The organism is Pseudomonas sp. AC136 (assembly GCF_979258585.1).
The window spans coordinates 3,510,805-3,534,985 of record NZ_OZ409865.1; the positions used below are offsets into that span (position 1 = coordinate 3,510,805).

At 59.0% G+C, this 24,181-nt stretch carries 16 protein-coding genes; 9 read left to right on the forward strand and 7 right to left on the reverse strand.

Annotation, left to right across the window (positions count from 1 at the left end):
- Positions 1 to 3 precede the first annotated feature (3 nt).
- The 4 genes from cysW to oscA form a co-directional block, all read right to left on the reverse strand.
- Positions 4 to 876: a sulfate ABC transporter permease subunit CysW gene (cysW, locus tag ACZZZU_RS15570; protein ID WP_463384437.1), complete on the reverse strand. Its 873-nt coding sequence runs from the start codon at positions 874 to 876 to the stop codon at positions 4 to 6.
- A 10-nt stretch (positions 877 to 886) separates the two neighbouring features.
- Positions 887 to 1,705 carry a sulfate ABC transporter permease subunit CysT gene (gene cysT / locus ACZZZU_RS15575; RefSeq protein WP_122492428.1) on the reverse strand — a complete coding sequence of 273 codons (819 nt, stop codon included), beginning with the start codon at positions 1,703 to 1,705 and terminating at the stop codon, positions 887 to 889.
- A gap of 184 nt (positions 1,706 to 1,889) precedes the next feature.
- On the reverse strand, positions 1,890 to 2,897 hold the full coding sequence (locus ACZZZU_RS15580) for a sulfate ABC transporter substrate-binding protein (protein ID WP_122492429.1): 1,008 nt from the start codon (positions 2,895 to 2,897) through the stop codon (positions 1,890 to 1,892).
- A gap of 177 nt (positions 2,898 to 3,074) precedes the next feature.
- Positions 3,075 to 3,263, reverse strand: coding sequence for a sulfur starvation response protein OscA (oscA, locus tag ACZZZU_RS15585; protein ID WP_463551122.1), 189 nt, complete (start codon positions 3,261 to 3,263; stop codon positions 3,075 to 3,077).
- A gap of 357 nt (positions 3,264 to 3,620) precedes the next feature.
- On the opposite strand from oscA, the gene ACZZZU_RS15590 reads away from it, so the two are divergent.
- Both ACZZZU_RS15590 and ACZZZU_RS15595 read left to right on the forward strand, forming a co-directional pair.
- Positions 3,621 to 4,202: an alpha/beta hydrolase gene (locus tag ACZZZU_RS15590; protein WP_463551123.1), complete on the forward strand. Its 582-nt coding sequence runs from the start codon at positions 3,621 to 3,623 to the stop codon at positions 4,200 to 4,202.
- A gap of 71 nt (positions 4,203 to 4,273) precedes the next feature.
- Complete coding sequence (locus ACZZZU_RS15595) at positions 4,274 to 5,212, forward strand: sigma 54-interacting transcriptional regulator (RefSeq protein WP_463551124.1); 939 nt, start codon at positions 4,274 to 4,276, stop codon at positions 5,210 to 5,212.
- Here ACZZZU_RS15595 and ACZZZU_RS15600 read toward each other — a convergent pair.
- Entirely contained in the window at positions 5,209 to 5,835 is a 627-nt protein-coding gene (locus tag ACZZZU_RS15600) for a class I SAM-dependent methyltransferase (RefSeq protein ID WP_463551125.1), read from the reverse strand. The genes ACZZZU_RS15595 and ACZZZU_RS15600 overlap by 4 nt on opposite strands.
- Positions 5,836 to 5,936: 101 nt before the next feature.
- The gene (locus ACZZZU_RS15605) at positions 5,937 to 6,950 is read right to left on the reverse strand and encodes a GlxA family transcriptional regulator (protein WP_463551126.1); all 1,014 of its coding nucleotides are present in this window, start codon (positions 6,948 to 6,950) and stop codon (positions 5,937 to 5,939) included.
- 100 nt (positions 6,951 to 7,050) lie between these two features.
- Here ACZZZU_RS15605 and ACZZZU_RS15610 point away from each other — a divergent pair, with 100 nt between their 5' ends.
- The 4 genes from ACZZZU_RS15610 to ACZZZU_RS15625 all read left to right on the forward strand — a co-directional run bounded on the left by ACZZZU_RS15610 (position 7,051) and on the right by ACZZZU_RS15625 (position 20,249).
- Positions 7,051 to 7,599 (forward strand): cysteine hydrolase family protein, encoded by a 549-nt coding sequence (locus ACZZZU_RS15610; RefSeq protein ID WP_463551127.1) that lies wholly within the window; start codon positions 7,051 to 7,053, stop codon positions 7,597 to 7,599.
- 301 nt (positions 7,600 to 7,900) lie between these two features.
- Positions 7,901 to 9,256 carry an OprD family porin gene (locus ACZZZU_RS15615; RefSeq protein WP_463384443.1) on the forward strand — a complete coding sequence of 452 codons (1,356 nt, stop codon included), beginning with the start codon at positions 7,901 to 7,903 and terminating at the stop codon, positions 9,254 to 9,256.
- Positions 9,257 to 9,504: 248 nt separating this feature from the next.
- Positions 9,505 to 12,270: an inverse autotransporter beta domain-containing protein gene (locus tag ACZZZU_RS15620; RefSeq protein WP_463551128.1), complete on the forward strand. Its 2,766-nt coding sequence runs from the start codon at positions 9,505 to 9,507 to the stop codon at positions 12,268 to 12,270.
- Between the two features lie 497 nt (positions 12,271 to 12,767).
- Entirely contained in the window at positions 12,768 to 20,249 is a 7,482-nt protein-coding gene (locus ACZZZU_RS15625) for an Ig-like domain-containing protein (protein WP_463551129.1), read from the forward strand.
- A 185-nt stretch (positions 20,250 to 20,434) separates the two neighbouring features.
- On the opposite strand, the gene ACZZZU_RS15630 is transcribed toward ACZZZU_RS15625, so the two are convergent.
- On the reverse strand, positions 20,435 to 21,430 hold the full coding sequence (locus ACZZZU_RS15630; RefSeq protein WP_122497704.1) for a sulfate ABC transporter substrate-binding protein: 996 nt from the start codon (positions 21,428 to 21,430) through the stop codon (positions 20,435 to 20,437).
- Positions 21,431 to 21,664: 234 nt separating this feature from the next.
- Here ACZZZU_RS15630 and ACZZZU_RS15635 point away from each other — a divergent pair, with 234 nt between their 5' ends.
- From ACZZZU_RS15635 to ACZZZU_RS15645, 3 genes are all read left to right on the forward strand, one after another.
- Positions 21,665 to 22,303: a peroxiredoxin gene (locus tag ACZZZU_RS15635; protein WP_463384446.1), complete on the forward strand. Its 639-nt coding sequence runs from the start codon at positions 21,665 to 21,667 to the stop codon at positions 22,301 to 22,303.
- 85 nt (positions 22,304 to 22,388) lie between these two features.
- Entirely contained in the window at positions 22,389 to 22,982 is a 594-nt protein-coding gene (ssuE, locus tag ACZZZU_RS15640) for an NADPH-dependent FMN reductase (RefSeq protein ID WP_122453054.1), read from the forward strand.
- Between the two features lie 192 nt (positions 22,983 to 23,174).
- Entirely contained in the window at positions 23,175 to 24,140 is a 966-nt protein-coding gene (locus tag ACZZZU_RS15645) for a sulfonate ABC transporter substrate-binding protein (protein WP_463551130.1), read from the forward strand.
- Positions 24,141 to 24,181: the final 41 nt, after the last annotated feature.

Consider the following 24,181-nt stretch of genomic DNA (forward strand, 5'->3'; position numbering starts at 1 on the left):
GACTTATTCCTCGTCCGCTTTGGCTTTAAGGCGGTTGATACGGGACTCGCTCCACTGCTTGAGCAGAAGGATGAACAGCGCCAGGATCAGCAACAGGCTGGCCACAGCAAAGGCAGCGACGTGGTTGTATTCGTTGTAGAGAATTTCAACGTGCAGCGGCAAGGTGTTGGTCACGCCGCGGATATGCCCGGACACCACCGACACCGCGCCAAACTCGCCCATGGCCCGCGCGGTACACAGCACCACGCCATAAATCAGGCCCCATTTGATGTTCGGCACGGTCACGTGCCAGAACATCTGCCAGCCGTTGGCGCCGAGCAGGCGGGCGGCTTCTTCTTCCTGCGTGCCTTGTTCCTGCATCAGTGGAATCAGCTCGCGGGCCACGAACGGCACGGTGACGAAAATGGTCGCCAACACGATGCCCGGCAGGGCGAACACAATCTGAATGTCGTGCGCTTGCAGCCATGGCCCGAGCAGGCCCTGGGCGCCAAACATCAGCACGTAGACCAGACCGGCAATCACCGGCGACACCGAGAACGGCAGGTCGATCAGCGTGACCAGAATGCTTTTGCCTTTGAACGAATACTTGCTCACGCACCAGGCGGCACTGACGCCGAAAACCACGTTGAGCGGCACCGAAATCAGCACGGCAAACAGCGTGAGTTTCAGCGCCGACAAGGCGTCGGGTTCAAAGATGGCGGTGAAGAAGGCGCCCACGCCGTTCTTCAAACCCTGGGACACCACGATGAACAGTGGCAGCACCAGAAACAGCACGAACACCAGCCAGCAAAGGCCGATCAATACGCGGCGGGCATTGACGCTGCCCCGGCGTGCGGCGTTGGCGGAAGCGGCCGCGCTTAGCGTTGATGAAGACATGGCGCGCTCCTTATGGTTTTTCGATGCGGCGCTGCAGCAGGTTAATCAGCAGCAGCAAAATGAAAGACACCACCAGCATCAACACGCCAATGGAGGTGGCGCCGCGGTAGTCGTATTGGTCGAGCTTGACCATGATCAGCAACGGCAGAATCTCGGTCTTCATCGGCATGTTGCCGGCAATGAAAATCACCGAACCGTACTCGCCCACGCCACGGGCAAAGGCCAGCGCAAAGCCGGTTAGCCAGGCGGGCAGCAGGGCCGGCGCGAGAATGTAGCGGAACACCTGAAACGGCTTGGCGCCGAGGCAGGCGGCGGCTTCTTCGATTTCCCGGGGAATATCAGCCAGCACCGGCTGCACCGTGCGCACCACGAACGGCAGCGTCACGAACGTCAGCGCCAGGGTGATGCCCAGCGGCGAATAGGCGATTTTAAAACCCAGGTCGGCGGCGAACTGGCCGACCAGACCGGTTGGCGTGTACAGCGCCGTGAGCGCGATACCGGCAACGGCGGTGGGGAGGGCGAAAGGCAGGTCGATCATGGCATCGATGACCTTGCGCCCCGGAAAGGTGTAACGCACCAACACCCAGGCCAGCAGCGTGCCGATCACGCCGTTGATCAAAGCGGCGTACAGCGCGGTGCCAAAGCTCAGCTTGAGCGCGGCGATAACGCGGGGGGCGGTGATGATGGCCCAGAACTGGTCCCAGGTCAGTTGCGCGGCGTGGACAAACATGGCCGCCAGGGGAATCAGCACAATCAGACTGAGGTACACCAGCGTGTAACCCAGGGTCAGCCCGAAGCCGGGTATGACGGGGGATATCTTGCGCGACATAAATGTCCTTTGTGGAAGCTACTGCGCTCGGTAATACGGCGTTGGCCGGTTGGGTGAACGGCTCATTGGCTACTGCCAACTCCGCCTTTCCCCCATCCGGCCGCCTTGTTTTACCTTCGCTCGCTACGCTTGCGTCTTCTCGAGGTGTTGCCCGCAAGCGTTCGGATTAAAGAGCCGCTAACGATTACTGGGCTTGGTAGATCTGGTCGAACACGCCGCCATCGTTAAAGAATTTCGGTTGCGCAGTTTTCCAGCCGCCGAAGTCCTTGTCGATAGTGACCAGGTCCAGCTTGGGGAATTGATTGGCGTACTTGGCGGCCACTTTTTCATCCCGTGGACGGTAGAAGTTCTTCGCCGCGATTTCCTGGCCAGCCGGGCTGTACAGGTGGTTGAGGTACGCGGTGGCGATTTCAGTGGTGCCTTTTTTCTCGGCGTTCTTGTCGACCACAGCCACTGGCGGCTCGGCAAGAATCGACAGCGACGGCACCACGATGTCGAACTTGTCGGCACCGCCATCTTCTTTAAGCGCCAGGAAGGCTTCGTTTTCCCAGGCCAGCAATACGTCGCCCTGACCGTTGTTGACGAAGGTGATGGTTGAGCCGCGCGCACCGGTGTCCAGAATCGGCACGTGCTTGAACAGCTGCTCGACGTAATCTTTGGCCTTGGCTTCGCTGCCACCGGTTTTCAGGCCATAGGCCCAGGCGGCGAGGAAGTTCCAGCGCGCGCCGCCGGAGGTTTTCGGGTTGGGGGTGATAACCGACACGTCTTTTTTGATCAGGTCGCCCCAATCCTTGATGCCTTTAGGGTTGCCCTTGCGCACCAGGAACACGATGGTCGAGGTGTAAGGCGTGCTCGATTGCGGCAGGCGGGTTTGCCAGTTTTCCGGCAGGCCTTTGCCCAGTTTCGCGACTTCGTCGATGTCGCCGGCCAGGGCCAGGGTGACCACGTCAGCACGCAGACCATCGATCACCGCGCGTGCTTGTTTGCCCGAGCCGCCGTGAGATTGTTGGATGGTGACTTTGTCGTCGGCGTGCGACTGCTGCCAGAACTTGATGAACTCAGCGTTGTATTCCTGATACAGCTCACGGGTGGGGTCGTACGAAACGTTCAGCAGTTCGTAATCCTTGGCAACGGCGGTACCGGCGAACAGGGCGCTGGTCAAAGCAGCCAAAGCGAAACGGCGAATGGACATGGTGTAACTCCTAAGATTTCAAATTTTGTTCAAGTGTTGTGGCTGAGTTTCTTATGAGAACTGCCGCATTCGCGGCTGGCAGCGTGGGCGCTGCCGGCGTGTTTCAAAAAAGCGAATCAGGGGGTGTGGCTGGGTGTTCATCAACGTGCCCTCCGGTCGTCCAGTGGGGTGGATCAATCAGGCTTGCTTGCCAGCAGCAGCAGGCGGCTGAAGGCGGAATTTTTCCTTGCGCTCGATCTGGACGACTTGGCCGTTGTGCACGGTGATTTCGACCGAACCAAAACGCAGGCCCTGCAGGGCGGCGGAAATTTCGCGGAGGATGCCGGCTTCGTCCTGGCCCTCTACGCTACGAAGGGGTGCGCTCATCAATCTGCTCCTGGAAAAAATGCCCTGGGTTGAACGTGGCTAGTGGGCGTGGAGCGGATAGTAGAGAACGCCAGATATTCTTAAAAATACTATTTAAGAATTTTTATATAACCATTTTGAATTATTCGTCCTGCCCATCTCTGTAGCGCGACGCGCTCGCGCGCAAGGCACCAGACGAAATCGCTTAAACACTAGGAAATAGAGGCTTACAGGCGATCTGAGTCCGCGTTCAGGCCAGTATGCTGCCAGCATAGAATTTTCATTTATTGCATAAGCAAATAATTTCTTATTCCTTAACGCATATAAAACCGCTCCCTATACTGGCCGCCACACCGTCATTCGCAGGAGGCGTTTTCCATGCGCAGCGAACCGATCCGCTATTTGATTGTTCCGGGCTGGCAAGGCTCGGGCGACGAGCATTGGCAGAGCCATTGGCAACGCAGCCTGCCCAACAGTCAGCGCGTGGAGCAGGCCGATTGGCTGAGCCCAGACCGCGAGGCCTGGGTGGCGCAACTGGAGCGCGCGATCGCTGCGCACGCCACACCGGTCATCCTCATCGCCCATAGCCTGGGCTGCATCACCGTGGCGCACTGGGCAGCCAGCGCGCCGGTGGAATTGCTGCGCCGGGTCAGCGGCGCCTTGCTGGTGGCGCCTGCTGATGTCGAACGCCCGGCCTGCCCGGAACCGCTCAAAGGCTTCGCGCCGATTCCGCGCAAGTTGCTGCCGTTCCCCACGCAACTGGTGGGCTCGGACAACGACCAGGCCGCCAGCGCCGCCCGCGCCATTGAGCTGGCCCGCGATTGGGGCGCCGAAACGGCGATTTTGAGTGGTGTGGGGCATATCAATGTGAAGTCGGGCCATCAGCGTTGGGAGCGCGGTTTTTCTTACCTGTACCGCCTGCAAAACCGTATCGAACAACACGCTCGCCGCAGCGCCTGATCGCTCGCCACCTCTGTCTTTTTACTGCCCAAGCCGCTGAACGCCAGCCGGCTTGGTTTGGAGTTGCCGTTATGTCCCGCACCGCACAACCGGGCCAGCCGTTGCTGACCTTTCCCGACGCCGACAAAAGCCCGCTGAGCATTCGCGCTAAGGCGCTGGTGTTTATCGACGCCCGCTCGCGGCAGCTGCGCGAAGAAGTGGCGCAGCTGGCACCCAGCGTGTTGCCGGTTCTGATTCAGGGTGAGATGGGCACCGGTAAGGAATTGCTGGCGCGCCACATTCACCGCGAGAGCGACCGCGCCGGTTTGTTCGTGGCCTTGAGTTGCAGCAGCCTGAGCCAGAACCACGCCGAGGCCGAGCTGTTTGGCTACGCGGCGGGCGGCTACCCGGCGAGCACAGGCGCGGCCAGCAGCCGGGCAGGGTGGTTTGGCTCGGCCAACGGCGGCACCTTGTACCTGGACGAAATCGGCGATCTGCCGCTGGCCCTGCAAGACAAATTGCTCGCCGCGCTGGAGAACCGCGAAGTCACGCGTGTTGGCGCAAACCACGCCAGCCCGGTGGATGTGCGGTTGGTCGCCGCCACCAGCATCGACCTGGGTAAGGCGGTAGAGGCCGGCAAGTTCCACCCGCGCCTGTTCCAATACCTGAACGAGGGCCGCCTGGCCTTGCCGCCGTTGCGCGAGCGGATTGGCGACATCCTGCCGATGGCCGAATATTTCCTCGGTATCTACAGCCAACGGCTTGGCCTGACCATGCCCTTTATCAGCGCGGCCGCGCAGCAAGTGCTGGAGTGGCATCACTGGCCGGGCAATACCCGAGAGCTGGAGAACGTTATTCACTTTGCCCTGCTGGTTAGCAGCGGTGAGGAGATTCTGCCCGAGCACCTGGAACTGGCCGGCGTGCACGCACCGTTGTCGGCTATTGAGCAGCAACTGCGCCAATGGTTGTCGCGCGCCGGCAATGACGGCGCGATCCAGTTGCAGGCGCTGGTGCAGCGTGTGACGGGTTAGTTTTTACGCCAGACGCTGGCAAGCCAAGGCTGTTGATCGCGCGGCAAGCCGGCGGGGCGGTAGTAATGCTCCAGCTCGGTAAAACCGGCGGTGGTGAGCTGCTGTTGCCAGGCGCCAAGGTCGTGATAACTGCCGTAGCGCGGGCCGTTCCAGCCTTCCTGATTGTCGCCACGCGGGTTGGAGCTGAACAGCACGCCGCCGGGCTTTAACGTGGCGTGCAGCTGGCGTAGCACGCGTGGCAATTCCTGACTCGGCACATGAAACAGCACCGCGTTGGCAAACACGCCGTCGAAGCGTTCGGCGGGCAAATCGAGCGCCAGAAAGTCCTGCTGCCAGACCTCGCAGCCGCTGTCGGCGCGGGCCATTTCCACGAAATTGGCCGAGCCGTCGAGGCCGACGGCGACGTGGCCCATGTCGCGGAATACCTTCAAATCACGGCCCGGGCCGCAGCCGAAATCAAGAATCTGCAACGGCGCTGGCACCTCGATGTGTCGCAGCAAGGCGGCGATGTTCTGGCTCACATCGTGGTCGCGCGTGCCTTCGCGAAAGCTTTCGGCGCTTTGGTTGTAGTGCTGGAGCGTGAGGGCAGTAATTTTTGCGAGTTGTTCAGGGGTTAGGGACATGAAGGCTCGACACGGGGGATTCGTTTGCAGGCATCAGGCTAAAGCCTCTCCCACAGGAAACTGAAAACTGTGGGAGAGGCTTTAGCCTCGATTTTTTTGATTTAACCGGCTTCTCTGGCAACTGCGGCGTTGGGCTTCACCCCAAACTTGCTGCGGTACTCGCTCGGCGAAAGACTGGTGATTTTCTTGAATGCGCTGCGAAACGCGCCCGGGTCTTGGTAGCCGACGGTCCAGGCAATGTGGTCGACGGTGCCGTTGGTGAATTCGAGCATTTCACGGGCTTTGCCCACCTTTACGTGCTGGCAATATTCCGTCGGCTTCAGGCCCGTCGCCGCGCGGAAGCGGCGTAAGAACGTACGCGCTTCCAGCCCGGCGCAATCGGCCATGGCGGCGAGGCTGACGTCTACCGCACCGTTGGCCTGCAGCCAGTGCTGCACCTTCAAAACCGCTGCGTCACCGTGGGCCAGAATCGGCGCGAAGTTGCTGCCGCATTCGCGGGCGCTGTCGCTGTGTTCCACCATCAGAAAACGTGCAGTGCGGGTGGCGATGCTGGGGCCCAGTAGCCGGTCGACCAGGCGCAAACCGATTTCCGCCCAGGCCATCATGCCGCCGGTGGTGATGATGTCGCCGTCATCAATGATTGGCTTATCCACATCCACCTTGAGCGCCGGAAACTGGCTGGCCAGTTCTTCGCCGTGGGTCCAGTGGGTGGTAGCGTGGCGGCCGTCGAGCAAGCCGGTAATCGCCAGCAAAAACGCGCCCAGGCAGATGGAGCCAACAATGGCGCCTTGCGCGTGGCTACGCTTGATCCAGTCAGCCAGCGGTTGCGCGTCTTCGGCCGATGGCATGTCGGCTAGTGAAGGCGGAATCACCACCGCGCCAAGGCGGCTGGTGCTGCCGGGCAAGCTGTCGTAAATGCGTTGCGGCGTGGGGTCCGTGGCGCTGCCGCTCCAATGGCTAATGCGCAGCGTGGGCAGTTGCGTGGCCTGTTGCTCGGCGGCGATGCGGTTGGCGACGGCGAACAGATCGGTCAGGCCGTGCACGGCGGCGGTTTGTGCGCCGGGGTACACCAACAAACCGATTTCAAGCACCGCCTGATTTTCCTGCTTTGTCATTTTTCCCACCGCTATTGTCGTTCCGGCTAATTCTCGCCCCGCTTGCACAGGCGAATACTTCAGCCACGCAACACTACCCACCTGAACCGAGGAAAACACCATGTCCAAGCAAGCGCTGATCGTAGTTGATATCCAGAACGACTATTTCCCAGGCGGTAAATGGCCGTTGGTAGGCGCCGACGCGGCCGCTGAAAAGGCCGCGCTAGTCATCAAAGCGTTTCGCGATGCCGGTGATTTGGTGGTGTACATCCGTCACGAATCGTCGGAGGCCGACGCTCCGTTTTTTGTTGCCGGTTCCCAGGGCGCCGAGGTGCACCCGACGGTGCTCAACCGCGCCGACGAACCGGTAATCGTCAAACAGCACATCAACTCCTTCCGCGACACCGAATTGCGCGCCGTATTGGATAAGCATGGCATCGATAAATTGGTCATCGTCGGCAGCATGAGCCACATGTGCACCCACGGCATTACCCGCGCCGCCGTGGATTTCGGTTACGACACCACCGTTATCCACGACGCCTGCGCCACCCACGACCTGGAATTCAACGGCGTCACCGTGCCGGCTGCCCAGGTTCATGCCGCCTTTATGGCTGCATTGGCGTTTGGCTACGCACCGGTGGTTTCGACGCAGGAGTTTTTAGGCGCTTAAAGGCTCTGGCACGGGCGTTCAAACTGAGTCGGCGGCGGGACTAAAGGTCACTAAACGGCGGGTTTTTCGCGGTTTGGTTTCCTGAATGACCCCGCTGCCGACCAAGTTTTGCGAAATGTGTCGAATATTCTTAAAAAGCATTAAAAACAAACTAATAAGTCTTTTTAGATTTATGGCTTTTTTATTACTGTTGCGCCGTCGTCGCCGGGCCCCCCAGCACGACCCGCACCAAGCAAGCTGAAAGTAGTGACTCCTTGCAGTGTCGGAAAACTAAAAAAGATCTGCACCTGGAGTAAGCACCATGACCAAATCCCCTCTGGCGTTGGCCGTCGTTCTCGGCGTCATCGCACAGCAAGCCGGCGCTGCCGGTTTTATTGAAGACAGCAAGGCTTCGTTGGGTTTGCGTAATTTCTATTACGACGTAAACAACAAAAACGTTGACGCCGCTTCCGGTCAGGAATGGGGCCAAGGTTTCATGTTCAATTACACGTCTGGTTTTACCCAGGGCACCGTAGGTTTCGGTCTGGATGTAATTGGCCTTGCAGGTATAAAACTGGACGCTGGCGGCAGCGCCAACAAAGCGTCGGCTGACCAGAGCCGCACGCCAGGCCAGCTTTTCCCGCTCGACAGCGACGGCGAAGCCAAAGACGCATATGGCAAAGCGGGCGCCACTGCAAAATTGCGCGTTTCGAAGACCGAGGCCCGCCTCGGCACTTTGCAGCCGAAACTGCCCGTTGTGACGTTTAACGACGGTCGTTTGTTGCCGCAACTTTTTGAAGGCGGCCAAGTAACCTCGGCTGAGATTGAGGGGTTGACCGTAGTAGCAGGTCAGTTGGAGCACACCAAAACCCGCAGCTCCACTGATGACGTCGGCCTGCGTATCGGGGGCGCGGCTCGCCCGACTGGCACGCCGGTCGGCACAGCAATTTCTGACAGCAACAAGTTCTACTACGCAGGTGGTGATTACAAGATCACCAAGGACCTGACCGCGCAGTACTACTACGGCAATCTAGAAGATTTCTACACCCAGCATTTCCTGGGTCTGGTGCATAACTGGGGCATTGGTCCCGGCGTGTTGAAATCGGATCTGCGCTACTTCCTTAGCGACTCCGACGGCAAGAACAGCACCGCTTCGGGTCGTACAGAGGGCTACCGCAGCAACGGCTACTGGGCATCTGGCGCAGCCGACCCGCACCGGTATGAAGTAGACAACCAGACCTGGAGCGCTTTGTTCACCTACACCTTGGGTGCACATGCACTGAGCGCGGGTTACCAAGAAGTGTCGGGCGACAGCGCCTTCCCCTTCCTGAACCAAGGCGACGGCTCCACCGCCTACCTGATCACTGACCGTCAGATTGGCAAATTCCTAAGCGCTGGCGAGCAAACCTGGTTGGCTGAATACGGCTACGACTTCACTAGCGTTGGCGTACCGGGTCTTAAGACGGTGATCACCTATCTCAAAGGCGACAACATCAATGCCGCCGGCAGCGATGCCAAAGAGTGGGAACGCGATTTCCGAATCGACTACGTTCTGCAGGACGGCGCGCTTAAAGGTCTCGGTCTAACCTGGCGTAATGCCACGCTTCGTGGCAACACCACTGCAAACGACCAAGACGAAAATCGCTTGATCGTGAGCTACACCCTGCCGCTGTTGTAATACAGCGCGTTAGAAGAAAAGCCGGGCTGATGCCCGGCTTTTTTTCGTCCGCGATTCGTCGCGCTTATAAACCTTAGCGGGAAGAAAGCCACACGCTTGAGAGATTGGGGCGGCCTTAATTTCGCCGCCATGTCGTGAGAATTCGACGCCTCATTTTCTGACGGACGTCGACCTTCATGCGCCGATTTTTTCGCACTTCGTTAATGCTGTACTTGGCGTGGAGTGTCCTGTTTTCACCGCTCGCCCCTATGGCTTCTAACGTGCACGCCGCAGCGTCCAGCGAGCATGAACGTCTACCAGAGTTGGGTTCGCCGGCGGCCAAGCCCGCCGGTGAAGCGCCCGCAGTACAAGACCGATCTGGCTTGTGGGCAGCGGTACCGGATGACCTGACGTCGAAGCCAGCACACAGCCGCAGCCAAGGCGTTGAAGACGCGGTCGCTCAGGGATTGGGCATGTTGTCTGGCGCAGCCAGTCAAGCCAGCCGCAGTTGGTTCGACAGCCATCACATCACCTCGGCGCTGCAACTAGAGGGCACGCGTGGCGGAATTGAGGGCGCAAGCCTGGACGTGTTGCTGCCGTTCTACAACGAAGGTGCGCGTCTGTGGTTCGTCCAATCCGGCCTGCGTCGCGCCAATACGTACAGCGACGACTATCGCACCACCGTCAATATGGGCCTTGGCTATCGCCACTCGGTGGGCGGCTGGCTTGTGGGTGGCAATGGCTTTTATGACCGGGACCTGACCGGCGAAAACGCCCGCTTGGGTGTGGGTTTGGAAGCGTGGGCGGATTTTTTCAAGCTGAGTGTCAACGGCTACCAGCCTCTTTCGAACTGGAACCCAACACCGGATCAAGCCGATTACCTGGAGCGTCCTGCCAAGGGTTGGGACGTGCGCGCTGAAGGCTATTTACCGGCTTATTCGCAACTAGGCGCCACACTGGCGTACGAGCGGTTTTATGGGGACGAGGTGAGCCTGTTCGCGCCAGGTGATCGGCAAAAGAACCCCCATGCCGTCAGCGTGGGGATTGTTTACAACCCGGTTCCGCTGGTAGGTCTGAGCCTGGACCACCGCATTGGACAGCATGGCCAGGCCGACACCTCTGCCCGTCTGGCATTCAACTATCGGCTCGGGGAACCACTGGCCAAGCAGCTGTCGAGCGCCAACGTGGCGGCCAGTCGTATGCTCGCAAGTGCGCGCTACGACTTGGTGTCGCGTAACAATGAAATCGTCCTCGAACATCGACTGAAGGCGGTTCAGATGATGCTGCCGGACGTTATTTCAGACAGCGAGCTAAAGACCGTTGAGTTTGCTGTGCACGGCGCAGAGCGCGTAAATGCCTTCAGCTGGACCGGCTCAGCGGCAGGTTTTGCGTTGCCTTTAAACGCAAGCGGGCGGGGCGCTCTTGAGTTGCCCGCCTATGTCGCTGGCGCGGCTAATGCCTACTCGTTACAGGCCATCGGTACCGACAGGGCGGGGCGCGCCGTCGTCTCCAACGCAATGACGGTAGTGGTTCAGCCATTATCGGCCGTGATGAGCGCAACCCCAGCGTCTATCGCTGCGACTGGCGTGCACACCAGCGTTATCAAGATAAAGGTGGCGAGTGCTAGCACTCAGCCACGAATGGCCGGTGTCACGGTGAACTGGACCACCACAGCGGGCACCTTGTCCGACGACGTTTCGACGACTGATGCGGACGGCGAAGCGTCGGTTACCCTGACCAGCTCAACGACCACGAACACTGCCATTGTGGAGGCGCACTACGGCTCGAGCACACAACGCGCGTCGGTCACTTTCACCGCTGGCGCAGCGAGCGACGTAGCGCTAACGGCTAGCACAATTCGGCTCACCGCCGATGGCACAAGCACCACCCGCTTGAGCGCGGTCGTACAAGATTCGCACGGCAATAGCGTTGGCGCCGGTCAGGCGGTGGGCTGGAGCACAAGCGCCGGGACGTTGAATCATGATTCCTCTCTGACCGATGCGAATGGGGTGGCGACAGCGGTTCTCACTAGCTCGACCGTCGTTGAAACGGCCTCGGTCGAGGCAACGAGTGGTACGGGAAGCGACGCGGCAGCCGTTGCGTTTGTGGCCGGCGAGCCGGCAGCCCTGACCGTGACGGCGTCGGCCCCGTCCATCGTTGCTGACGGCAGCTCGACGTCGACGCTGAGCGCGACCGTCACCGATGCCAATAACAATGTGGTTGAGGCGGGCACAACGGTGGAATGGACGACGAGCGCCGGTGTTTTGGGTGACGTACGTTCTGTGACCAACGCTTCCGGAACTGCCACGATTGTTCTGACAAGCCCAACTGCTATTGGTCAGGCTACGGTTGAAGCACGCAGCGGCACGGCTACAAGTTCTGCCGTCGTAAGCTTGGTTGCGGGCCCGGTTGCGCAAATTGTGCTGACCCGATCTGCCGAAACCATTTCGGCAGATGGCAGAAGCACGTCGACGATCAGCGCTGAGTTGCGTGACGCCCAGGGTCGAACAGCAGCGGCTGCTGGCGGTACATCGGTGAGTTGGGCGGCGGTGGGGGACAGAGCTGGGTCAACGGGCACGCTTTCCCTCATGACATCCGTCGCAAATGCCAGCGGCATTGCCACTACGGTGCTCACCAGTGGCCTTTATGAGGGACAAAGCACTGTCACGGCTTCTGTGGGCGCGATGCAAGGCACTACGACTGTCGATTTTGCGGTAACCATCTCCGTGCGTTATTCGGGGTCGGACCCACTTACGCTTTCTGGCCGCGGCGATGTTACCGCCAGCGTATCCGGTGCGGATGGCAAGCCTCTTACAGGCGTGACCGTGTATTGGCGGGACGATTGCGCGTGGGGTACTCAATTTATGTCGCCGATCATCGGAGTCACGGATAGTCGGGGCATCACTGCTACTTCTGTAACTCTTGTACGCATTCCCAGCGGGGCGCTTTTGTATGGTTGGTGCAAGGTGGAGGCATCGGTCGGCGGCGCAGATGGAGTAGGTTACGGCTCCACGATTCGGGTTGAGCCAAAATGAGTCGATGGCGGCATGGCCGCCGGTAGGCGGAGTCTGCGGGCGTACCTGCAGGCGGCGGGACGGTTCGGGAAGGAATACCGGCGCCGCTTCCCATTGGGCCATTTGTTCGGTTAGGGATTTGCAGCGGTATAAATGGAGAAGCAACGCATGCGCCGTTGCCTTGCTGGCTGCAAATTTAGTTAGTTCCACGGTGATTATCGGGGCTGTTTGCGCTCTCTCTCCAGATGTTCGTGCAGGTCGAACCGAAGTTGAAAAAACACGTAATAAGCCGGGCAATACGCCCGGTTTTTTTGTGTTCGTAGCCAACGAAACCGTGTTTTGGCGCGGTCGCTGTAACTAAGCGAATCGGCAATATTCCGTTCGACCGTTCGAGATTTTGGCGTTGAAATATCCGTGTTTAAAAGTCGCCAAGGCATCTCCCTACGCCCCTGTAGGACTCGGGCGACCGCTTTCGCTCCGTCCCGCTCACACACTTCGGCTTCTCATTTCTTCGTGTTATGGAAGTCGAAAGCATGCATTCCTTTTCCACAAAGCTCTTATCGCTATACCTAGCGTGTAGTGTTGCGCTGTCGCCGCTTATTCCGGCGGTTGCTCAGGTCTCCGCACCTGTGTCTGCGCAGCAGCAAAACCTGCCGGAACTGGGCAGTGTTACCGCAACCATTCCCTCGAACGTTCCGTTAACAAATCCTTCGTCCGACTGGTTCTACGCGGCTGAGGCCCCGCCTGATCTCGGCCCAGCTGCGTTGCGAGGCCGAAGCCAAGGACTTGAGGAAGCGGTAAGCCGAGGCGTAGGGCTTATATCGGGCGCTGCAAGTGAAGCCAGCCGAAACTGGTTCGATAGCCACCACATTACTTCCGAGCTCGCCTTAAAAGCAGGGGAAGGTGGGGTGCGCGGCGGTAGCCTTGATTTATTGATGCCTTTCTATAACGAAGGCAAAAACCTGCTCTTCGTACAGTCCGGCGTTCGTCGTGCTGATACTTACACCGAGGACTACCGCAACACCGTCAACTTGGGTCTCGGTTATCGCCGTAATGTCGAAGGCTGGCTGCTGGGTGGTAACAGCTTTTATGACTGGGATGTAACGGGTAAAAACGCCCGTCTCGGTGTTGGTGTTGAAGCGTGGACAGACTTTCTCAAGTTAAGCGCTAACGGCTATCAGCCGCTCTCAAACTGGAAGGCATCCCCTGACCAAGCCGCTTACCTGGAAAGACCTGCCAAAGGGTGGGATCTTCGAGCGGAAGGGTACTTAGCCTCTTATCCTCAGCTTGGCGCCAAGGTTACCTACGAACAATTCTATGGCGATGACGTCAGTTTGTTCGGTGTAGACAACCGCCAGAAAGATCCGCGCGCTTTGAGTGTTGGGGTTATCTATAACCCGATCCCGTTGATTGGCTTGAGTGTCGATCACCGCGTAGGGCAACACGGAATTGCCGATACGTCGGCGAATCTTGCGCTGAACTATCGAATCGGAGAACCGCTGTCGAAACAGCTCTCCAGCAGCAACGTGATGGCCAGCCGCATGCTCGAAAACATGCGTTACGACCTGGTATCCCGTAATAACGAAATTGTAATTGACCATAAAAAAGGCGGCGGTCAAATAAGCTTGCCCGAGGTCATCTCCGACACTGAATTCAAAGTTGTTCCTTTCGCAATCAAAGGCGCTGCGACCTTAAAGTCCATTAGCTGGACAGGTACTGCGGCTAGCTTTGCTTTGCCCTACGATGGAAGCGGTCAAGGCACCGTTCAACTTCCCGCGTATGACAACTCCGGCGTGAACATCTACAGCTTGCAAGCTATTGGAACCGATAAGTCGGGGCGCGCGGTTGTCTCCAATCCGATGCAAGTGAATGTCCAATCTTTAGGATTTCTGCTGACCGCTCAACCGGTCGCTATCCCTTCAACGGGGGCAGATTCCAGCACGATAAAAGTCAAAATTCTCGGTGCCAGCAATCAGCCACGTGCAGCGGGTGTGACGGTTAACTGGGCGACTTCCGCAGGTACGCTGTCGAGCAACACTTCCACTACCGATGCAAACGGCGAGGCGTCCGTGACGCTAATGAGCAGCAAGGTCGCAGGCGTAGCAACAGTCGAAGCAACATACGGCGCCACGAAACGCACCGTTAACGTTGACTTCACTGCCGGCGCTGCGGCCACGATGACCGTCGTTGCTTCGCCCGCCTCGATTGTCGCCAACGGCACCAGCACTTCCACCGTCAGCGCAACTGTGACAGATGCTAACGGCAACGCCGTAGGCACCGGTGTGAGCGTGAACTGGAGCACGAGCGCCGGTACGTTGGGAGCTCAGTCGTCCACCACCGATGCGAGTGGTGTAGCGACAGTTACCTTAACGAGCGCCACCGTTATCGGTAGCGGCACTGTGACGGCCAGCAGCGGTTCGGCCACCAACGACGCAAGCGTTGATTTCACCGCTGGCGCTGCCGCAACTATGACCGTCACTGCTTCGCCTACCGCGATCGTCGCCGATGGGACAAGCAAATCCTCTATCAGCGCAGCTGTGACCGATGCCAACGGCAACGCCGTAGGTGCCGGTGTGAGCGTTACCTGGGGCACCAGCGCTGGCACGTTGGCAAACGCCTCGTCCACCACCAATGCAAGCGGTGTGGCGACGGTTGAACTGACCAGCTCTGTCACTTCCGGTAAAGCCACGGTGACTGCCACAAGCGCTTCTGCGACTAATACGGCCGAGGTTGATTTCACCGCTGGTGCTGCCGCGGGCGTGACCGTCACAGCATCGCCAACTGCGATTGTTGCCGATGGCGCGAGCACATCGTCTATCACCGCCGCTGTGAAAGATGCCAACGGCAACGCCGTAGGCACCGGTGTGAGCGTTATCTGGGGCACCAGCGCTGGCACGTTGTCGGGCACATCGTCGACCACCAATGCAAGCGGTGTAGCGACTATTACCCTCACTAGCGCAACCACTTCCGGTCAAGCCACTGTGACTGCCACAAGCGGTTCGGCGAGTAACACCGCCGCGGTTGATTTCACCGCCGGTGCAGCCACTGCGATGGATGTGACCGCTTCGCCTGCTTCGATTGAAGCGAACGGCACCAGCAAGTCGACCCTTAGCGCCACAGTTAAAGACGCTAACGGCAACCTGGCAGCGGGCAAAACCGTGAGCTGGAGCACCAGCGCCGGTACATTGGCGAGCACTTCGTCCACTACTGACGCAAACGGTGTGGCGACGGTTGAACTGACCAGTTCCACAACTGCTGGCCAAGCCACGGTGACCGGCGCAATTGGTTCGATGACTGATACCGCTGAGGTTGATTTCACTGCCGGTGCAGCCACTGCAATGGATGTAACCGCTTCGCCTGCTTCGATTGAAGCGAACGGCACCAGCAAGTCGACCCTTAGCGCCACAGTTAAAGACGCTAACGGCAACCTGGCAGCGGGCAAAACCGTAAGCTGGAGCACCAGCGCCGGTACGTTGGCAAGCACTTCGTCCACTACTGACGCAAACGGTGTAGCGACGGTTGAACTGACCAGTTCCACTACTGCTGGCCAAGCCACCGTGACAGCCGCAATTGGTTCGATGACTGATAGCGCTGAGGTTGATTTCACTGCCGGTGCAGCCACTGCAATGGATGTGACCGCTTCGCCTGCTTCGATTGAAGCGAACGGCACCAGCAAGTCGACCCTTAGCGCCACAGTTAAAGACGCTAACGGCAACCTGGCAGCGGGCAAAACCGTAAACTGGAGTACTAGCGCCGGTACATTGGCGAGCACTTCGTCCACTACTGACGCAAACGGTGTGGCGACGGTTGAACTGACCAGTTCCACAACTGCCGGCCAAACCACCGTGACAGCCGCAATTGGTTCGATGACTGATACCGCCGAGGTTGATTTCATCGCCGGTGCAGCCACTGCAATGGATGTCACCGCTTCGCCTGCTTCGATTGAAGCGAACGGCACCAGCAAGTCGACCCTTAGCGCCACAGTTAAAGACGCTAACGGCAATCTGGTAGCCGGCCAAACCGTAAGTTGGAGCACCAGCGCCGGTACGTTGGCAAGCACTTCGTCCACTACTGACGCAAACGGTGTGGCGACGGTTGAACTGACCAGTTCCACAACTGCTGGCCAAGCCACCGTGACAGCCGCAATGGGTTCGATGACGGATACCGCTGAGGTTGATTTCACTGCCGGTGCAGCCGCAACAATGACCGTCACTGCTTTGCCTACTGCGATTGTCGCGGACGGCACAAGCACATCGTCTATCAGCGCCGCTGTGGTGGATGCCAACGGCAACGCCGTAGGTGCTGGCGTGAGCGTTACCTGGGGCACCAGCGCTGGCACGTTGTCGGGCACATCGTCTACCACCAATGCAAGCGGTGTAGCGACGATTACCCTCACCAGCGCAACCACTTCCGGCCAAGCTACTGTGACTGCCACAAGCGGTTCGGCGAGTAACACTGCCGAAGTTGATTTCACCGCCGGTGCAGCCGCAACAATGACCGTCACTGCTTTGCCTACTGCGATTGTCGCCGACGGCACAAGCACATCGTCTATCAGCGCGACTGTGGTGGATGCCAACGGCAACGCCGTAGGTGCTGGTGTGAGCGTTACCTGGGGTACCAGCGCTGGCGTGTTGTCGGGCACATCGTCTACCACCAATGCAAGCGGTGTAGCGACGATTACCCTCACCAGCGCAACCACGTCCGGTCAAGCCACTGTGACTGCCACAAGCGGTTCGGCGAGCAACACCGCCGAGGTTGATTTCACCGCCGGTGCAGCAACTGCAATGGATGTCACCGCTTCGCCTGCTTCGATTGAAGCGAACGGCACCAGCAAGTCGACCCTTAGCGCCACAGTTAAAGACGCTAACGGCAACCTGGCAGCAGGCCAAACCGTAAGCTGGAGCACCAGCGCCGGTACATTGGCGAGCACTTCCTCCACTACTGACGCAAACGGTGTAGCGACGGTTGAACTGACCAGTTCCACAACTGCTGGCCAAGCCACCGTGACCGGCGCAATTGGTTCGATGACTGATACCGCTGAGGTTGATTTCACCGCCGGTGCAGCCGCAACAATGACCGTCACTGCTTTGCCTACTGCGATTGTCGCCGACGGCACAAGCACATCGTCTATCAGCGCCGCTGTGGTAGATGCCAACGGCAACGCCGTCGGTGCTGGTGTGAGCGTTACCTGGGGTACCAGCGCTGGCGTGTTGTCGGGCACATCGTCTACCACCAATGCAAGCGGTGTAGCGACGATTACCCTCACCAGCGCAACCACGTCCGGTCAAGCCACTGTGACTGCCACAAGCGGTTCGGCGAGCAACACCGCCGAGGTTGATTTCACCGCCGGTGCAGCAACTGCAATGGATGTAACCGCTTCGCCTGCTTCGATTGAAGCGAACGGCACCAGCAAGTCGACCCTTAGCGCCACAGTTAAAGACGCTAACGGCAACCTGGCAGCGGGCAAAACCGTAAGCTGGAGCACCAGCGCCGGTACATTGGCGAGCACTTCATCCACTACTGACGCAAACGGTGTAGCGACGGTTGAGCTGACCAGTTCCACAACTGTTGGCCAAGCCACGGTGACCGGCGCAATTGGTTCGGTGACTGATACCGCCGAGGTTGATTTCACCGCCGGTGCAGCCGCAACAATGACTGTCACTGCTTTGCCTACTGCGATTGTCGCCGACGGCACAAGCACATCGTCTATCAGCGCCGCTGTGACCGATGCCAACGGCAACGCCGTAGGCGCCGGTGTGAGCGTTACTTGGGGCACCAGCGCTGGCACGTTGTCGGGCACATCGTCTACCACCAATGCAAGCGGTGTAGCGACGATTACCCTCACCAGCACTACCACTTCCGGCCCAGCTACTGTGACTGCCACAAGCGGTTCGGCGAGTAACACCGCCGAGGTTGATTTCACCGCCGGTGCAGCCGCAACAATGACCGTCACTGCTTTGCCTACTGCGATTGTCGCCGACGGCGCGAGCACATCGTCTATCAGCGCCGCTGTAGTAGATGCCAACGGCAACGCCGTAGGCGCCGGTGTGAGCGTTACCTGGGGCACCAGCGCTGGCACGTTGTCGGGCACATCGTCTGCCACCAATGCGAGCGGTGTAGCGACGATTACCCTCACCAGCGCAACCACTTCCGGCCAAGCTACTGTGACAGCCGCAATTGGTTCGGTGACTGATACCGCTGAGGTTGATTTCACTGCCGGTGCAGCCACTGCAATGGATGTAACCGCTTCGCCTGCTTCGATTGAAGCGAACGGCACCAGCAAGTCGACCCTTAGCGCCACAGTTAAAGACGCTAACGGCAACTTGGTAGCCGGCCAAACCGTAAGCTGGAGCACCAGCGCCGGTACGTTGGCGAGCACTTCATCCACTACTGACGCAAACGGTGTGGCAACGGTTGAACTGACCAGCTCCACAACTGCTGGCCAAGCCACCGTGACCGGCGCAATTGGTTTGGTGACCGATACCGCTGAGGTTGATTTCACCGCCGGTGCAGCCGCAACAATGACCGTCACTGCTTTGCCTACTGCGATTGTCGCGGACGGCGCAAGCACATCGTCTGTCAGCGCGACTGTGGTAGATGCCAACGGCAACGCTGTCGGTGCCGGTGTGAGCGTTACTTGGGGCACCAGCGCTGGCGTGTTGTCGGGTACATCGTCTACCACCAATGCAAGCGGTGTAGCGACGATTACCCTCACCAGCGCAACCACTTCCGGTCAAGCCACTGTGACTGCCACAAGCGGTTCGGCGAGCAACACCGCCGAGGTTGATTTCACCGCCGGTGCAGCCGCAACAATGACCGTCACTGCTTTGCCGACTGCGATTGTCGCCGACGGCGCAAGCACATCGTTTATCAGCGCCGCTGTGGTAGATGCCAACGGCAACGCTGTCGGTGCTGGTGTGAGCGTTACCTGGGCTAGCAGCGCTGGCGTGTTGTCGGGCACATCGTCTACCACCAATGCAAGCGGTGTAGCGACGAATACCCTCACCAGCGCAACCACTTCCGGCCAAGCTACTGTGACAGCCGCAATTGGTTCGGTGAGTGATACCGCTGAGGTTGATTTCACTGCCGGTGCAGCCACTGCAATGGATGTAACCGCTTCGCCTGCTTCGATTGAAGCGAACGGCATCAGCACGTCGACCCTTAGCGCCACGGTTAAAGACGCTAACGGCAACCTGGTCGCAGGCGAGACCGTAAGTTGGAGCACCAGCGCAGGTACGTTGGCGGGCAATTCGTCCACTACTAATGCAAGCGGTATAGCGACAATTGAACTGACCAGTTCCACTACGCTTGGCACAGCCACTGTGACAGCCGCAATTGGTTCGGTGACTGATACCGCTGAGGTTGATTTCACTCCCGGTGCGCCAGCCGTAATCGATGTGATTGCCTCGCCAGACTCAATTGTGGCGAACCGGAGCTCAACGACTGTTAGCGCCACGGTTACCGACGCTGGCGGCAATTTAGTAGGCCCAGGGGTGACTGTATCTTGGGCGACCAGCTTCGGAACTCTGAATGGACTCACTTCGACTGTAGCGACTTCTACCACCGACCAAAATAGTGTTGCGACAGTGACATTAAGGAGTGGTTTGTTAGTCGGCACTGCGACGGTAACGGCGCAGAGCGGCGCAGCCACCGAATCGCTGACCGTGGAGTTTACTGCCGGGGAGCCTTCAATCTTGACCGGCACTGCCTCGCCGGAAACCATATTGCACGACGGGGTAAGTACTTCAACTGTCAGCGTTCAAGTCACGGACGCTGCCAGAAACGCTGTGGGCGCTGGCCATATCGTGACATGGTCTGTGAGTAGCTTTTCAGGCGCACCCGGTACTCTGTCCACTGTTACGTCAACCACTGACGCAAACGGCGTGGCCACGGTGGTCTTTACGAGTCCGACCGTTGCGGGTTGGTCCCAACTCCTATCGACAACTCCGAAGGCCTCTGGCCAGGATGCTACGGGTTATACCAATGTGTTATACCGCTAATAGCCAATAACCATCACGCTTGACCTGCTAGAACAACGCCGCCTCCCTTAGGGAAGGCGGCGTTTTAGTTCCTCCCGGTCCGTGGCGACCGCTTCGCTCCTCGTGATGCGTTTCGAATTTCGAAAACTTCCGCACCACAAAAAAGCCCGGCGCAATGCCGGGCTTTTTCATTACGCGAACCGCACTTACTGCCCGCTGTAAACCTGATCAAACACCCCACCATCATTAAAGTGAGTCTTCTGAATCACTGGCCACTCGCCAAACGTTTTCACCACCGGCAAGAAATCCACCTTCGGGAACCGGTCGGAGAACTCTGCAAGAACCTTGGCGTTGCGTGGGCGCAGGTAGTTGTTGGCGGCGATGCGCTGGCCTTCCTCGGACCACAAGTAGTTCAGGTACGCCTCGGCCTCTTTGCGGGTGCCTTTCTTGTCGACCACTTTGTCGACCACGGCCACCGGCGGCTCGGCTTCAGCCGATACGCTTGGGTACACCACTTCGAAGCTGCCACGGCCGAACTCACGGGCGATCATTTCCGCTTCGTTTTCGAAGGTCACCAGCACGTCGCCAATGTTGTTTTGCATGAACGTGGTGGTTGCGGCACGGCCGCCGGTGTCGAGTACCGGGGCTTGTTTGAACAGCTTGCCGACGAATTCGCGCGCGGCTTTTTCATCGCCGCCTTGCTTGAGCACATAACCCCACGCGGACAGGTAGGTGTAGCGGCCGTTGCCCGAGGTTTTCGGGTTCGGCACTACCACTTCTACGCCGTCTTTGAGCAGGTCTGGCCAGTCTTTCAGGGCTTTCGGGTTGCCTTTGCGCACGATGAATACGGTGGCGGAGGTGAAGGGCGCGCTGTTGTCCGGCAGGCGCGTGGCCCAGTTTTCCGGAATCAGGTTGCCGTTGTCGTGCAATGCGTTGATGTCGGTGGCCATGTTCATGGTGATCACGTCGGCCTGCAGGCCATCAATGACGGCGCGCGCCTGTTTGCTCGAACCACCGTGGGACATCTGCAACGTCAGCGCCGGGTTGCCTTCGGCTTGCCAGTGCTTCTGGAACGCTGCGTTGTAGTCCTTGTAGAAGTCGCGCATCACGTCATACGAAACGTTCAGCAGCGTGGCGGCCTGCACGCTGGACGCCAGGGCCAGGCCGGCGGCGAGCAGGGAGGTGGTGAGCAATCGCTTCATCGAGTAATTCCTAAGTCCTGAGTCCATGGGCAAATGAGCCAACCGGCGGATGATAAAAGCATCGGTTTATTCTGATAAAGAATAATTGCTTCCTTGCTTATGCCATACGTCAGACGAGTCGGTCGGGTCTCATATTCCATAAACATATAAATAAATTGTTATTTATTCTTTTTAATTTGATCAGCGCCTGAGCATAGTGAGCCCCACGCATCGACATGCACCAGGAGCTGCACCATGAGCCTAAGACTCGGCGACATCGCCCCCGACTTCGAACAAGACTCTAGCCAAGGCCGCATTCGTTTTCACGAGTGGCTGGGCAATAGTTGGGGCGTTTTGTTTTCTCACCCCGCTGACTTCACCCCGGTTTGCACCACTGAGTTGGGCTTTACCGCCAAGCTCAAAGACCAGTTCGCCGAGCGCGGCGTGAAAGTAATCGCCCTGTCGGTAGACCCGGTTGATTCGCACCTGAAGTGGATCGACGACATCAACGAAACCCAGAGCACGCTCGTCGGCTTCCCGATCATTGCCGACGCCGATCGTAAGGTGTCGGGCCTGTACGACCTGATTCACCCCAACGCCAACGACACCCTCACCGTGCGTTCGCTGTTCGTGATCGACCCGAACAAAAAGGTGCGCCTGACCATTACCTACCCCGCCAGCACCGGCCGCAATTTCAACGAAATTCTGCGCGTGATCGACTCGCTGCAACTCACCGACAACTACAAAGTCGCCACCCCGGCCAACTGGCAGGACGGTGATGAAGTGGTGATCGTGCCGTCGCTGCGTGACGAAGACGAAATCAAGCAGCGCTTCCCCAAAGGCTACCGCGCGGTGAAACCGTACCTGCGCCTGACCCCTCAACCCAATCGCTGATACCGAGCAGCAGTTACTACCTGAGCGCGCCTGAGCCTCGAGGCAGCGGCCTCCAGCAACAAGTCGGCAAGGCAAGGAGTAAGCAATGTTAGTGGTTTCGTTGAGCGGCAGTCCTAGCCAGAGATCCCGTAGTGGAATCTTGTTGGAGCGCTCGCAGCGTTGGCTGCAACAGCATGGCGTGGAAGTGGTGAGCTATCGCATTCAGGACTTCAACGCCGAAGAATTACTGCACGCCCGGTTCGACAGCCCGCAGATTCAAACCCTGCAAGCCCACGTGGCGGCGGCGGACGGTTTGTTGATTGCGACGCCGGTGTACAAGGCCTCGTTTTCCGGTGCGTTGAAGGTGCTGCTGGACCTACTGCCCGAACGCGCCCTTGAACACAAAGTGCTGCTGCCGTTTTCAACTGGCGGCAGCAAAGCGCACATGCTCGCGGTGGATTACGCCCTGCGTCCGGTGCTCACCGCACTGAAAGCGCAGGAGGTGCAGCACGGTGTGTTCGCCGACGACAGCCAGATCGCCTATGGCGAAAACGGCGCGCCCGCGCAGCTGGCGGCCAGCCTGGAGCAACGGTTGGACGAAGCGCTGGAACAATTCCACAGTGCCTTGGCCCGCCGGCCAAAACCCCTGGACCCGAACGTGCTGAACCAGCGGTTGCTGGCGGCGAATTGGAGTATTTGACGCTTTGACTCCCCTCTCCCGCTAGGCCGGCCGGGTAGGCGAGAGGGGCGGGGGGTGAGGGGCCTTTGAAATTTCCCCCTCACCCCAGCCCTCTCCCTCAGGGAGAGGGGGCTTTAAACCAAAAATGATCAGCCTTACTCACCCGCCAACGGGCAAGCAGGCGCCACCACTTGAACAGCAAAGGAGAGCGCCATGCGCCCAGTTACTTTGCGTCGGAGTCTGGTCGCCCTGTTTGTCGCGGCCACCGCTTTCGGCGCCATCAGCCAAGCACAAGCCGAAACCCTGCGAATCGGTTATCAGAAGTACGGCACCCTGGTGCTGCTCAAAGCCAAGGGCACCTTGGAGAAACGTCTCGCCGTGCAAGGCGTCGACGTTAAATGGACCGAGTTCCCCGGCGGCCCGCAACTGCTTGAAGGCCTGAACGTCGGCTCGGTCGACTTCGGCGTAACCGGTGAAACCCCGCCGGTGTTTGCCCAAGCCGCCGGCGCCGATCTGACCTATGTCGCCTACGAGCCGCCCGCACCGCTGAGCGAAGCGATTCTGGTATCCAAAGATTCGCCGATCAAATCGGTGAAAGAACTCAAGGGCAAGAAAGTGGTGCTCAACAAGGGCTCCAACGTGCATTACCTGTTGGTGCGTGCGCTGGAAGATGCCGGCCTGAAATACAGCGATATCGACGTTGCCTTCCTGGCGCCCGCCGACGCCCGTGCCGCTTTCGAGCGCGGCAGTGTCGACGCCTGGGTTATCTGGGATCCCTTCCAGGCCGCCGCCGAAAATCAGCTGGGCGCTCGCACCCTGCGTGACGGTCAGGGCCTGGTGGATAACCACCAGTTCTACCTGGCCACCAAACCCTACGCGCAGAAAAACCCGAAAGTAATCGCCGCCCTCATCGATGAAGTGCGTGCCGTGGGCGAAGACTCCAAAGCCGACCCGCAGGCCGTCACCGATCAGGTCGCGCCGCTGCTGGGCCTGTCGAAGGAAATCACCCTCACCGCAGTGAAACGCCAAGGCTACGGCGCGCATTTCATCACCCCGGAAGTGGTCACCGCGCAGCAGAAAATCGCCGACACCTTTTACCAACTCAAGCTGATTCCCAAGCCCTTGAGCATCAAGGACGTGATCTGGACGCCGCCCGCCAGCGTGGCCACCGCCCAGTAATTACAGCGCTTACCAAACCCCATTTGCAGCATCCCTCCCCG